This is a genomic window from Pseudomonas sp. P5_109 (assembly GCF_034009455.1).
Classification (GTDB): Bacteria; Pseudomonadota; Gammaproteobacteria; order Pseudomonadales; family Pseudomonadaceae; genus Aquipseudomonas.
Genome location: NZ_CP125380.1, coordinates 4394880 through 4408342, shown reverse-complemented (window position 1 = coordinate 4408342; position 13463 = coordinate 4394880). Strand labels below are relative to the sequence as shown.

At 63.4% G+C, this 13463-nt stretch carries 8 protein-coding genes; 7 read left to right on the top strand and 1 reads right to left on the bottom strand.

Annotated features, from left to right (window positions below):
* Nucleotides 1-294 precede the first annotated feature (294 nt).
* From QMK54_RS19665 to QMK54_RS19650, 4 genes are all read left to right on the top strand, one after another.
* Nucleotides 295-2121, top strand: a complete 1827-nt coding sequence (locus QMK54_RS19665; RefSeq protein ID WP_223593500.1) for a DUF1302 domain-containing protein — start codon at nucleotides 295-297, stop codon at nucleotides 2119-2121.
* A gap of 11 nt (nucleotides 2122-2132) precedes the next feature.
* Nucleotides 2133-3470, top strand: a complete 1338-nt coding sequence (locus tag QMK54_RS19660; protein ID WP_320401184.1) for a DUF1329 domain-containing protein — start codon at nucleotides 2133-2135, stop codon at nucleotides 3468-3470.
* 158 nt (nucleotides 3471-3628) lie between these two features.
* On the top strand, nucleotides 3629-4978 hold the full coding sequence (locus QMK54_RS19655; protein ID WP_320401183.1) for a DUF1254 domain-containing protein: 1350 nt from the start codon (nucleotides 3629-3631) through the stop codon (nucleotides 4976-4978).
* Nucleotides 4975-6360, top strand: coding sequence for a DUF1254 domain-containing protein (locus QMK54_RS19650; RefSeq protein WP_223593506.1), 1386 nt, complete (start codon nucleotides 4975-4977; stop codon nucleotides 6358-6360). The genes QMK54_RS19655 and QMK54_RS19650 overlap by 4 nt, the downstream gene beginning before the upstream one ends.
* Nucleotides 6361-7061: 701 nt before the next feature.
* Here the strand turns inward: QMK54_RS19650 and QMK54_RS19645 are convergent.
* A complete protein-coding gene (locus QMK54_RS19645; protein ID WP_320401182.1) occupies nucleotides 7062-9035 on the bottom strand; it encodes an alkyl/aryl-sulfatase in 1974 nt (657 codons plus the stop codon).
* Between the two features lie 136 nt (nucleotides 9036-9171).
* On the opposite strand from QMK54_RS19645, the gene QMK54_RS19640 reads away from it, so the two are divergent.
* The 3 genes from QMK54_RS19640 to QMK54_RS19630 are packed head-to-tail and all read left to right on the top strand — an operon-like array spanning nucleotide 9172 to nucleotide 13376.
* Entirely contained in the window at nucleotides 9172-9840 is a 669-nt protein-coding gene (locus tag QMK54_RS19640) for an ABC transporter ATP-binding protein (RefSeq protein WP_320401181.1), read from the top strand.
* 1 nt (nucleotide 9841) lies between these two features.
* A complete protein-coding gene (locus QMK54_RS19635; RefSeq protein WP_320401180.1) occupies nucleotides 9842-12313 on the top strand; it encodes an ABC transporter permease in 2472 nt (823 codons plus the stop codon).
* A complete protein-coding gene (locus tag QMK54_RS19630; RefSeq protein ID WP_320401179.1) occupies nucleotides 12303-13376 on the top strand; it encodes a lipocalin-like domain-containing protein in 1074 nt (357 codons plus the stop codon). The genes QMK54_RS19635 and QMK54_RS19630 overlap by 11 nt, the downstream gene beginning before the upstream one ends.
* The last annotated feature ends 87 nt before the right edge of the window (nucleotides 13377-13463 follow it).

Here is a 13463-nt window from a genome sequence, read left to right as displayed (position 1 = left end):
TAGGCGAGGCACCGAACGCCAGGGGCAAGAGCCCTTTGGTTACTTTGGGGCTTTTCCAAAGTGACCCGCCGTAAGGGCGGAACCATAAGCCGCCGTTACCGCAGCAATGGATATGTACACCCGCAAGCCAGCGTCGAATGACAGACCTTCGCGAGCAGGCTCGCTCCTACAGGTAGCCACAGCAGAAGCGCCCACAGATCCCCGATGATTATTTTTTGTCGGCCATCGCTTGCGTGTCACGGTCGATAGTTGGGCACCGTGTCCGGGCTGAGCAAATCTGACCGGAGCCCAATAATGATAAAAAAACGCTCGGCCACAGCCGGAGTCCGCCAACGACTTCACCGGCTTGGCCATACCCGCCCGCAACCCCTTGCGCTGGCGATTCTTGCCGTACTGACGGGGCCGACCTACGCCACCACCTTTGATATCAACGAAGACTGGAGCCTGTCGACCAAGACCAGCCTGAGCCTGGGCAGCAGCTGGTCGACGCAAAACCCCGACAAAAGCCTGATGACCCGCGCCAATGCCTTGCAGGCCCAGGGCGTGAATGCCAATGGCACCAGCGTCAGCGCGGACGACAACCGGCTGAACTTCGAGAAAGGCGATCCCATCTCGCAACTCTTCAAGGGCCTCACCGATTTCAGTCTCGATGGCCAGGGCCAGGGCGCGTTTATCCGGTTCAAGTACTGGTACGACCACGCCTATGAAACCGGCAATGGCCGCTTCAAGGATTTCGATGATTCGGGCTGGGACGACCTGGCCAAGTTCAAGGGCTTCCAGGTGCTCGATGCCTACGTCTGGAAAGACTTCCAGGTGGCCGAGCATCCGCTGAACGTGAAGGTCGGTAACCAGGTGTTGTCCTGGGGCGAGGCGCTGCTGATCCAGAACGGCATCAACGTGATCAACCCGCTGGACATCTCGGCGTTCAACCGTCCCGGTGTGGAGATCAAGGAAGGCCAGTTGCCGGTGGAGATGGTTTCTTTCAGCTTCGGCCTGACCGATACCACCAACCTCGAAGGTTTCTACCAGTACAACTGGCGCCCCAGCGTCCTCGATGGTTGCGGCACCTTCTTTGCCAGCAGCGATGTGATCCAGCCGGGTTGCGGGCCGCTGTACCTGAGCCAGGTGCAGACCGATCAACAGATGCAGGCCGCGGGTCTGTTCGCCACGTCTCGCGGCAACGAGTCACCGTCCGACAATGGCCAATTCGGTTTCGCCTTGCGCCAGATGATCCCGGCGTTGAACGATGCGGAGGCGGCGTTCTACTACATCAACTATCACTCACGCCTGCCTTATTTCACCATCAATGCCAGGAACACCGCGTTGCCCGGCACCTTTCCCGGTGGCATCCAGGGACCGAGCTATGCAGCGGCCTTCCCGGAAAACATTCACCTGTACGGCATCAGCCTCAACGGCGTCGAGCCGGTCACCGGGATCTCCCTGGCCAGTGAGCTGAGCTACCGGCCGAACATGCCGCTTGGCATCAACGCGCCCGACGTCAACGTCGCGGTGATTTCAGGTCCCGGGGGCAGTTCCTGGCTGCAGTTGCCGCCGGGCTTCAGCACCACCAATGGCAGCCAGTTCGATGCGTGGGAGCGCAAGGGTGTCTGGCAGTTCACCGGCTCGGCCACCCAGGCCATCGACAACGTACTGGGCGCCACGCGCCTGAGCCTGTTCGGTGAAGCCGGTGTCGTGCATATCGACGATCTGGGCGACGAGCGCCTGGGCCGCAACGCCGCATTCGGCCGCAGCGCTCCGCGCAACGGCACGCCGTGCAACACCGTGGCTTCTGGCGTCACCAACCAATACTGCACCGACAAGGGCTTTGCCACCGATTGGTCGTGGGGTTATCGCCTGCGCGCCAGCCTCGAATACAGCGACGTGCTGCCGGGCATCAACCTGATCCCGGCGGTCAACTGGCGGCATGACGTCTCGGGCTATTCCTACGATCCGCAAGGGCCGTTCCAGGAAGGCCAGCAAGCGCTGGGCCTGAGCCTGACCGGCGTCTACATGAACGATTACAGCGTGGAACTGGCCTACAACGCGTTCTTCGGTTCCAACGACTACAGCACCCTCGACGACCGCGATTTCGCATCCGTCAGCTTCAAGGCAGACTTCTAAGGAGAACCGTTATGCGTATGCAAATGTGCGTGCTGGCCCTGGCCTGCACCGTCGGCCTGGCCCAGGCCAAAGGCACCGATTCGGCGGTACTGGGCAAGACCCTGACCCCCATGGGCTCGGAAATGGCGGCCAATGCCGACGGCAGCATTCCGGCCTGGACCGGTGGCCTGGCGAGCAACGCCGGCACCGTCGACAGCAAGGGCGGCTACAGCGACCCGTATGCTGCCGAGAAACTGTTGTTCACTGTCACGGCGAAGAACGTGGCGCAGTACGAGAAGTTTCTCAGCCCCGGGCAAGTCGCGCTGTTCAAGCGTTTTCCCGACACCTACAAGATGAACATCTACCCGACTCATCGCAGTGCCAACCTGCCCAAGGATGTGTTGTCGGCGAGCCGCGACAACGTCGCCAAGACCAGCATGGCCGATGGCGGCAACGGTCTGCATGACTACGCCAGGGGCATTCCGTTTCCATTGCCCACCGAAGGCCTGGAGGTGATGTGGAACCACATGACCCGTTACCGCGGCGGCAGTTACGAGCGCATCAGCAGCTCGGCGCTGGTGCGTGAAAACGGCGCCACCAGTTACGTGCGCAACCAGTCGCTGATCAACTTCGCCGACACCGTCGGTGGGCTGGAACCCAATTCGAACATCCTGTTCATGTTCAAGAGCCGGGTGCTGGAACCGGCGCGCCTGTCCGGCGAAGCGGTGCTGGTGCATGAGCCGATCGACCAGGTGGCCGAGCCGCGCTCGGCCTGGCAATACCTGCCGGGGCAACGTCGCGTGCGTCGTGCGCCGATGATCGCCTACGACAACAGCGCCCGTTACAGCAACGGCCTGATCACCGCCGACAACATCGACGGCTACAACGGCGCGCCGGACCGTTTCGACTGGAAACTGGTGGGCAAGCAGGAGCTGTTCATCCCTTACAACAGCTACAAGATCGGCAGCCGCGACCTCAAGTACGACGCCGTGATCCAGCCCAACCACGTCAACCAGGACCTGGCCCGCTACGAGAAGCACCGCGTGTGGGTGGTGGAAGCGACCCTCAAGCCGGGCGCCCGGCATATCTATGCCAAGCGCCGCTTCTATGTCGATGAGGACAGTTGGCAGATCGCCCAGTCGGACCAGTACGACAGCCGCGGCGAACTGTGGCGCAGCGGTGAACTGCACGCGATTCAACAGTACGACCATGGCTTCACCTACAACGTGCTGGAAACCTCGTACGACCTGATCTCCGGACGCTACTACGCCGGCGGCCTGGCCAACGAAGAGACCGAGCCGATGCGCGTGGGCTTCGCCGCCAAGACCGACGACTACACCCCGTCGGACCTGCGGCGCTGGGCCAAGTAACCATTCGCAATGCCAGAGCAAGTCCAATGTGGGAGCGGGCTTGCTCGCGAAGGCGGCGTGTCAGGCAGCAATGTAGTCGACTGACACTCCCTTTTCGCGAGCAAGCCCGCTCCCACAGGGTTTGCGGTGAATCGTTGATTCCACAAGGGAGATCTACCGTGCGCAATTGGATATCCGCACTGGCCCTGGGCGCGAGCCTGGGCACTGTTCACGCCACAACCCTCGATCAATCCCAGGCGAAGGCATTGGCACAAGAGGCCTATGTGTTCGCCTACGCCACCGCCGAGCACGACAAAGTGCTCAGCGCCATCGCCGCCAGGCTGCCGTTCAACCGGCTCTACAGCGAGCCGCGCTTGCTCGGCCCGCAGGACAACAAAGTGGTGTCGCCGAACAACGACACCTTCTATTCCCGCGCCTTGCTCGATCTGCGCAGCGAGCCGATGGTGCTCGACGTGCCGGCGGTGCAGGGGCGTTACTACAGCTTTCAACTGGTCGACATGCGCACCGACAACCTCGACTACATCGGCACTCGCGCCACGGGCGATCAGGCCGGGCGCTACTTGATCGCCGGGCCGGATTGGCAGGGTGAAGTGCCGTCGGGCATCAGCGGGGTGATCCGCTCGCCGAGCCGGCTGGTGTTCCTGCTGGGACGCACCGAGGTCAAAGGCGAAGCAGACCAGACGGACGCGGCGAAAGTGCTGACGGGTTATGCCTTGCAGCCGTTGTCCAAAGTGAGTGGCGGCGTGACGCCTGAACCGTTGGCAGCGCTGCAACTGCCAGCGTATACGGACACCAAACAAGGGCCGGCACAGACGCTGTTCAACACTTTCAACGCGTTGGCGCCACTGCACCAATGGAGCGCCGCCGAGCAGGAAAAACTGTCCCGTTTCGCTGCCATCGGCGTGAAGCCGGGCGTTGCCTTCCTGGCACCGGCGGATTTGGCCGGAGCCATCGCCCAAGGCGCCGAAGCCGGTCGCGAGCAGGTGCGCGCAGCGTCGAGCCAGCTGTCGGTGGAGCAGCAGGGCTGGCTCCCTTCGCCTTCCAATGTCGGCAAGTTTGGCGACGACGACCTGACCCGTGCCGCGGTCGCCTGGCGCTACATCTATGCCAACAATGCGGTGGAAGCGCTGTACCCGATGGCGCTGCACGATGCAAAGGGGCAGATGCTCGACGGCCAGCACGCCTATCGCCTGCATTTCCCCGCCGGGCAATTGCCGCCGGTGAATGCGTTCTGGTCGCTGACCCTGTATGACGGCAAAACCCAACTGCTGGCGGCCAACTCGATTCAGCGGTACGCGTTGGGCGATCGCAGCCCTGGTCTACAATACGATGCCGACGGTGGCTTGACTCTGATCCTGCAAGCCGATGCGCCCAAGGCTACGCCGCAGGGCAACTGGCTGCCGACGCCGCAAGGTCCGTTCAACCTGCTGTTGCGCCTGTACCTGCCCAAGGGCGGGGCATTGGACGGGAGTTATCAGTTGCCGACGATAACGAGGATCGAATCATGAACCTGATTTTCAGTCGCCGCCGGGTGCTGGGCAGCATGGGGGTATTGGGAGGCAGCCTGATGTTTCCGAGCTGGTTGCTGGCCGCTGATTCCGATGACCTTCGGCAGATTGCCAAAGAGGCGTGGATTTACGCGTACCCCATGCTCATGCATTACCAGACCATGGAAAAACAGGCGCTCAACCCGGCTGCGCCGGAGTACGTCGGCGGCTTTAACCGCTTCCGCCACTACAGCGAGTTGTTCACCCCGAACAACCGCGACATCGTCACGCCGAATAACGATACGCCGTACTCCTGGGCCTGGCTCGATCTGCGCAGCGAGCCGCAGGTGTTGAGCGTACCGGCGGTCGATGACGACCGCTATTACGTGCTGCAACTGGTCGACCAGTACACCCACAACTTTGCCTATGTCGGCGTGCTCAGCACCGGCCGCGAAGCGGGCAATTACCTGATCGCCGGGCCCGGCTGGCAAGGCCCGACACCGGACGGCGTCAAGGCCGTGCTGCGCAGTGAAACCGAAATCGTCATGGTGCTGGGGCGCACGGGCCTGAAAAACGCCGGGGACTTGCCGGCGGTGCGCGCCTTGCAGAAGGAATACGGTTTGCGTTCGTTGCACGAATACATCGGCAGTGCACCGCCCGTGGCGGCGCCGGCGATCGCCTGGCGACCCTGGGACAGCAAGACCGGGTTGGGGCTGGAGTTTATCCCGGCGCTGAACCAGATCCTCAGCCTGTGTCCGACGCAACCGTCCGAGCAAGCCTTGCGTGCACGCTTTGCGCGGATCGGCATCGCGCCTGGCCAGGGTTTTGACCCGGCGACGTTGCCGCAAGCCACGCGCCAGGCACTGCTCGCCGGGATTCAGGACGCCCAGGCGCAACTGCAAACCGCGGTGAGCCAGGTGCGCACCACCCTCGGGCTGTTCGGCACTCGCGAAGCGCTGAACGGCAATTACCTCAACCGTGCCGTCGCGGCGAATGTCGGCATCTATGGCAACAGCGTGGAAGAGGCGTTCTACACCGGCACTCGCCTGGATAATCAGGGGCAACCCTTGCAAGGTGGGCGAAGCTATCGCCTGCGTTTTGCACCGGGACAATTGCCGCCGGCCAGCGAGTTCTGGTCGCTGACGTTGTATGACTTGCCGGACCGACAGCTGGTGGCTAATGCGATCAATCGCTACTGCCTGAGCAGCCGGGATCGTTTGCAAGCGGATGCGGATGGTGGGGTGACGTTGATCCTGCAGAATACCGCTCCACCTGCGCAGAGCAACTGGTTGCCGACGCCGGCAAGCGGGGCGTTCAGCCTGGTCCTGCGCCTGTATGGACCTGGGCAGCAGGTGGTTAATCAACGTTGGCAAATGCCGGTGGTTGAAGTGGTGTCTGCTTGACCGCATCGCGAGCAGGCTCGCTCCTACAGAGGATTTGCGCCGGTCAAAATCTTTGTGCACAACGGGGACCCTGTAGGAGCGAGCCTGCTCGCGAAGGTCTGTCATTCGACGCTGGCTTGCGGGTGTACATATCCATTGCTGCGGTAACGGCGGCTTAGGGTTCCGCTCTTACAGCGGGTCACTTTGGAAAAGCCCCAAAGTAACCAAAGGGCTCTTGCCCCTTTCGTTCGGTGCCTCGCCTAGGCTCGGCATGCCCTCGCTCCGGTCCTGCTCCGTGGGCCCGCCGCCATCGGCCATCCATGGCCGGGGCGGCTAACCCGGCATCCATGCCGGGTTGCCCACTGCGCAGAACCTGCGCTCGGCCTCTCGATGGGGCAAGAAGATCAAAAGCCAAATCAAAAGCCAAAGCGAGGCGACCTACCGGTCGGCCTGTTTGCGGGTTTCGTTCGCCCGTGATCGGCTGGTATGCAGCCGTCGCAAGCCCGCACCCTCAATGATCCAGGCTGTTCACAGCATGTGTGAGCAACACAGATCCAGTGTGGGAGCGGGCTTGCTCGCGAAGAGGGCATCACATTCAACATCATCGTTGCCAGACACACCGCTTTCGCGAGCAAGCTGCTCCCACAGGGATCCAGGCTGTTCACAGCATTTGTGAGCAACATAGATCCAGTGTGGGAGCGGGCTTGCTCGCGAAGACGGTATCAAGGCGTGACGATATTGAACTGTGGCGCAAAGGTATCGAGGCTGCTCATCAATTCCCCAAGCTTCTTGCCATTGCCTTGCAACTTGATCAGGCCTTTCTGGATTGCCGTCGGGAAGTCCAGTTGCTTGAGGCTGATCTGCTCCAGGGTTGCCTTGCTCATGCTCACACCGGCATCCGCCTGGGCGTTGAGGCCGGCGCGGTGGGTCAGTACGCCGTTGCGCAGGGTCAGGTTGAAGTCCTTGTTCTGGTCCTCGAAGGTCCAGTTCAGGGTCAGGTCATGGCCCACGGCTTTTTCGCTGTCCAGGCGAACTGCCAGGTAGTCGAAGAACATCTCCGGGCTCATCGCCCGCACCATGTCCACCGACACCGAAGTGCCCGCATGAGGTGGCACGCCGTTGCGCAGTTCCATGGCGCCGGTCAGGTACATGTTGCGCCAGGTGGCGTTTTCGCTTTGATAACCCATTTGCTCCAGGGCCTCGGCCTGGGCTTTGCGGGCATCGCCGTTGTCGGGGTTGGCGAACAGCACCTGATTGCCCAATTGCGCCGCCCAGCGGTACTCGCCCTTGGCGATCGCCCCGCGCATTTTCTCCAGCACCGCCGCTTCACCGCCCATGGCCTCGACCGTGCGCCGGGCTGTTTCCACCGGTGGCAGTGGATTTAGATTGGCCGGGTTGCCGTCATAGAAACCCATGTAGCGCTGATACACCGCGCGGGTGTTGAAACTCAGCGAGCCATAGTAGCCACGGGTGTACCACTTCTGGTCGAGGCTGCCGGGCAGTTTCTTGATCGAGTCGGCGATTTCCAGCGGGGTCAGGCCCTGGTTCAGCAGGTGCAAGGTGCGATCATTGAGGAAGGCGTACATGTCACGCTGGTCGGCGAGGAAGGTGCGGATGCGTTCGCCACCCCAGGTCGGCCAGTTGTGCTGGGCGAACAACACGTCGCTCTTGTCGCCGTAACGCGCCAGGCTGCTGTCCAGGTACTCCGCCCAGGCCTTGGCGTCACGCACTTGCGCACCGCGCGGGGTGAGGATGTTGTGCATCATTTGCGTGGCGTTTTCCGCCATGCACAAGGCGCGCAGTTGCGGCAGGTACAGGTTCATTTCCGCCGGCGCCTCGGTGCCCGGGGTCAGCTGGAATTCCACGTCGAGGCCGGCGATGGTGCGGGTTTCCAGTTCCTTGTCGATCAGGTCGGTGGGCGGGATCAGGGTGACGGTGCCGCCGTTGGGCGAACTTTTGCCCAGCCCGGCGTCGACCTGGCCATGATCGCCACGGGGCAGCAGGCTGCCGAACTGGTATTGCGCGCGGCGGCTCATGGCGGTGCCGGCGTAGACGTTCTCGCTCATCACGTGTTCCATGAAGCCAGCGGGAGCGAACACCTTGACCTTGCCGGCCTTGACGTCGGCCTCGTCGATCACGCCGCGCACGCCGCCGAAGTGGTCGACGTGGGTGTGGCTGTAGATCACCGCCACCACCGGTTTGTGCGGACGGTTCTGGTAGTACAGGTCCAGCGCGGCCTTGGCGGTTTCGGCGACGGTCAGCGGGTCGATGATGATCAGCCCGTCATCGCCTTCGATGATGGTCATGTTCGCCAGGTCGAGGCCGCGTACCTGATACAAACGCGGGCTGACTTCGAACAATCCGGCATGGGCGTTGAGCTGGGCCAGGCGCCACAGGCTCGGGTTGATCGAATCCGGAGCCTTGTCCTTGGCGAGGAAGTCATAGGCCTGGATGTCCCAGATGACCTTGCCCGAGGCGTCCTTGACCTGGCCCTTGAACGGCGCGATCAAACCCTTGGAGACCGATTCAAAGTCGGTGCGGTCGGTGAAGGGCAGTTGTTGCAGCACGGCGGCGTTACTGGTCGTGGTCTGCGCGCTGGCCGCGACCGGTGCATCGGCGGCGACTACCGATTGCGCCAGGCAGACGGTGATCAGGCAAGCGAGCAGCCCACGAGGGCTCAAGGTGAAACGAGGCATGGCGTCTCCGTTTTTATCGTTATGGTTAGACCAGCCTCGAGGGTAGGGCGATGGGCGGGCGGGGCGATGATCGTCACCGGACAAAAACCATTCAGGGCCGCTATCCTTGGGCCACGCATATCCAGCAGGTTGACCCATGCTTGAAGTCCACGGCGTTTTCAAAAGCTACGCCACACCGCAGGGGCCGCTGCCGGTGCTGCAAGGCGTCGACCTCACGCTCAAGCCCGGCAGCAGCCTGGCGCTGATGGGCGAGTCAGGCAGTGGCAAAAGCACCTTGCTGCACCTGATCGCCGGTCTGGACAAGGTCGATCGCGGCAGCATCCGCAGTGGCGGGCATCGTCTGGAACAGATGAATGAAGGACAACTGGCGAACTGGCGCCGTACGGAAATCGGCCTGGTGTTCCAGCAATTCAACCTGATCGGCAGCCTGCGGGTCGAAGACAACCTGGCGATCCAGGCGCGTCTGGCGGGGCGCCATGACCCGCGCTGGCAGGCGCATCTGGTGCAGCGCCTGGGCTTGGGCGAGCTGCTGCGGCGCTACCCGGAGCAACTGTCCGGCGGCCAGCAGCAACGGGTCGCGCTGGGCCGGGCGCTGGCGTCGCGCCCGCCATTGCTGCTGGCCGACGAGCCCACCGGCAGCCTCGACGAAGCCACCGGTGCCGAGGTGTTGCAGTTGCTCCTGGAGTTGCTCGACGACAGTCCCACCAGCCTGTTGATGGTCACCCACAGTCCCGGTGTGGCGGCGCGCTTGGCGGAAAAAGCGCTGCTGTGCGGTGGTCGCCTGGCCGGTGCGGGTGAGCGCTGACATGCGCATCTTCGGCGAAACCCTGCGCGCGCTGCTCAGCCACTGGCGGCAGCATCCGGTACAGTTTTTCAGTGTGCTGACCGGGTTGTGGCTGGCCACCAGCCTGTTGACCGGCGTCCAGGCACTCAACAGCCAGGCCCGCGACAGCTATGCCCGCGCCAGTCAGTTGATCGGCGGCGAGCCTCAGGCCAGCCTCAGTGCGCCCGGTGGCGGTACGTTCCCCCAGCAATGGTTTATCGATCTGCGCCGGTCCGGGTGGCCGGTGTCACCGGTGCTGCAGGGGCGGGTCACGCTCAAGGGCCATGAAGAGCAGCGCCTGCAATTGATGGGCATCGAGCCGGTGTCGCTGCCGGCGGGCGCGGCGGTGGCCGGGCAGGCCTTGGCGATTGAACAGGTGGTCGATTTTTTCAGCCCGCCGGGCGCTACCTGGATCTCCTCGCAAACCCTGCAGACACTGGGTTTTCGCGAAGGTGAGCAGCCACAGAACCTGGCGGGCGTGGCGCTACCGCCGCTGCATGTACAGGCCGATATGGCACCCGGCGTGCTGCTGGTGGACATCGGTTTTGCCCAGCGGATCCTGGGGTTGCCGGAGCAGTTGTCGCGTCTGCTGCTGCCGAAGGATTTCACCGCAACCCTGCCGGACGCGTTCATGGGGCAGCTGCAACTCAAGCGCGCCGGTGAAGAAAACAACCTGGCGCGCCTGACCGAAAGCTTTCACCTGAACCTCGAGGCCCTGGGGGTGCTGTCGTTCGTGGTCGGCCTGTTTATCGTGCACGCCGCCATCGGGCTGGCGCTGGAGCAACGGCGAGGTTTGCTCCGGACCCTGCGTGCCTGCGGCGTGAGTGCGCGGATGCTGATCGCTTGTCTGGCCGTCGAATTGGGTGGATTGGCCCTGATCGGCGGCGTGGCCGGGGTGGTCAGCGGCTACCTGCTGGCCGGCATGCTGTTGCCGGACGTCGCCGCCAGCCTGCGCGGCCTCTACGGTGCCGAAGTGGCGGGGCAGTTGAACCTCAGCCCTTGGTGGTGGTTCAGTGGTATCGGTTTGAGCTTGATCGGTGCGCTGCTGGCCGGAGTCAACAGCTTGTTGCGGGCGGCGCGGTTGCCCTTGCTGGCGCTGGCCGACCCACAAGCCTGGCATCAGGCCCATGCCCGCTGGTTGCGCCGTCAGGGTTGGGTGGCGGCAATCGCCGGGGTAATCGGGCTGCTGGCGCTGATCTTCGGCGACAGCCTGATCAGTGGCTTCGTGTTGATGGCGGCGCTGTTGATCGGGGCCGCGCTGGCATTGCCGGTGGTGCTCAGTGCGCTGCTCGGTTTCGTTTCGCAGCGCAGCCGCTCGGTGCTTGGCCAGTGGTTTGTCGCCGATTGCCGCCAGCAGTTGCCGGCCTTGAGCCTGGCGCTGATGGCGCTGCTGTTGGCCATGGCGGCGAACATCGGGGCCGGCAGCATGACCGCCGGGTTTCGCCAGACCTTCAGCGACTGGCTCGAACAACGGCTGACGGCCGAGCTTTACCTCAACCCGCAGAACCCGGACCAGGCCCGGGAGCTGCACGGCTGGCTCAACCAGCAGCCGCAACTGGCGGCGGTGCTGCCCAACTGGCAGGTGTCGATCCAGTTGCAGGGCTGGCCAACCGACCTGTCCGGCGTCATCGACCACCCGACCTATCGCCAGCACTGGCCGTTGCTCGAAGCCCTGGGCGACAACCCTTGGGAGCGACTGGCCAAGGACGATGCGGTGATGCTCAGCGAGCAACTGGCCCGGCGCCTGCGCGTGCAGCTGGGTGATCACCTGTCGCTGCCGACGCCTACCGGTCCATGGTCGCCACGGATCGTCGGGATCTACGCCGACTATGGCAATCCCAAGGGCCACATTCTGGTCAATATCAAGCACCTTTTGCGCGGTTGGCCGCAATTGACCCCGAACCGCTTCAACCTGCGCATCGAACCGGTGTCGATCCCGGCGTTCGTCACGGCATTGCAGGCGCGTTTTAGCTTGGACGACAGCCGCATCGTCGATCAGGCGCGGCTCAAGGGCTGGTCCACGCAAGTCTTCGAACGCACCTTCGCCGCCACCGCCGCACTCAACAGCCTGACGTTGTGCGTGGCCGGCGTGGCGCTGTTCATCAGCCTGTTGACCCAAAGCCAGAGCCGTCTCGGGCAACTGGCGCCGCTGTGGGCGCTGGGCGTGACGCGTCGGCATCTGATGTTGCTCAACCTCGGGCAAACCTGGTTGCTGGCGCTGCTGACCCTGGTGCTGGCGTTGCCGTTGGGCATCGCCCTGGCGTGGTGCCTGGACTCCGTGATCAATGTGCAGGCTTTTGGCTGGCGCCTGCCGTTGCGGCTGTTTCCATGGCAACTGTTGCAATTGATGGGGTTGGCGCTGGTGGCGACGCTGCTGGCGTCAGCCTGGCCGTTGTACCGTTTGTACCGCACGCAACCGGCGGACTTGCTGCGCACGTTTGCCCATGAAGATTAAGGCCTGTGTGTTGCTCCTGGCGCTGCTGGCGAGCGGTTGCGATCAACCGGCGCCGGTCGAAAAGGGGTTTGCCGGGCTGGGCAACCAGGCCGCTGCGTTCACCACGGTGGTGCCCGGTCGGGTGTTCAGCTTCCCGGCGGATCACGGCCCGCACGACGGCTTTCGCATCGAATGGTGGTACGTCACGGCTAACCTGAAAGACGATCAAGGGCATGAATTCGGCGCGCAATGGACGTTGTTCCGCAGCGCCTTGAAAGCCACCCCCGAGGTGGCGGGTTGGCAGAACCAGACGATCTGGCTCGGTCATGCGGCGGTGACGTCGGCGACGGCGCATCACGCGGCCGAACGCTATGCCCGTGGCGGCGTCGGCCAGGCCGGAGTCAGCCTCACGCCGTTCAATGCGTGGATCGACGACTGGCGCTTGAGCAGCCAGACGACGGCCGACAACCCGTTGGCCGACGTGCTGCTCAGCGCCCGCGACCCGCGTTTCAGCTATCGGTTGCGGTTGACCTCCACAGGTCCGCTGGTGCTTCAGGGGGAGCAGGGGTTCAGCCAGAAATCCGAACAGGGGCAGGCTTCCTACTACTACAGCCAGCCGTTTTTCCAGGCCAGCGGCACCCTCGACATCGACGGCCAGACTTTTCAGGTCAGTGGCCCGGCCTGGCTCGACCGCGAATGGAGCAGCCAACCGCTGACGAGCAACCAGACCGGCTGGGACTGGTTCTCCCTGCACCTGGACAGCGGCGAGCAGGTGATGCTGTATCGCATGCGGCAAAAGGACGGAGCGCCATACCTCACCGGCACCTGGATCGACGCCCGGGGGCACACGCAGTTGCTGCACGCCAACGACATCAGCCTCACGCCGCAGGACAGCGCCAGCGTAGCCGGGCGCGAGATGCCCGTTCGCTGGTCGATCAAAATCCCCGCCAAACACCTTGATGTCACCCTCACCGCACTCAATCCCCAGGCCTGGATGAATTTGCGCATACCATACTGGGAAGGCCCGGTGCGCCTCAGTGGCAGCCATGCAGGAAACGGATATCTGGAAATGACCGGGTATTAGAAAATCAGCGGCCCGCAGCGACCACTCGCCGAACAGCGTCTATGCTCATCCCACACATGGCGTTGAGCCTGGGTTCAACGCCGTCTG

Bases quoted from the DNA above. Each gene is read 5' to 3' on its own strand.
- QMK54_RS19665 (WP_223593500.1), top strand. From the start codon at position 295: ATGATAAAAAAACGCTCGGCCACAGCCGGAGTCCGCCAACGACTTCAC.
- QMK54_RS19645 (WP_320401182.1), bottom strand. From the start codon at position 9,035: ATGCCTCGTTTCACCTTGAGCCCTCGTGGGCTGCTCGCTTGCCTGATC.
- QMK54_RS19660 (WP_320401184.1), top strand. From the start codon at position 2,133: ATGCGTATGCAAATGTGCGTGCTGGCCCTGGCCTGCACCGTCGGCCTG.
- QMK54_RS19630 (WP_320401179.1), top strand. From the start codon at position 12,303: ATGAAGATTAAGGCCTGTGTGTTGCTCCTGGCGCTGCTGGCGAGCGGT.
- QMK54_RS19650 (WP_223593506.1), top strand. From the start codon at position 4,975: ATGAACCTGATTTTCAGTCGCCGCCGGGTGCTGGGCAGCATGGGGGTA.
- QMK54_RS19635 (WP_320401180.1), top strand. From the start codon at position 9,842: ATGCGCATCTTCGGCGAAACCCTGCGCGCGCTGCTCAGCCACTGGCGG.
- QMK54_RS19640 (WP_320401181.1), top strand. From the start codon at position 9,172: ATGCTTGAAGTCCACGGCGTTTTCAAAAGCTACGCCACACCGCAGGGG.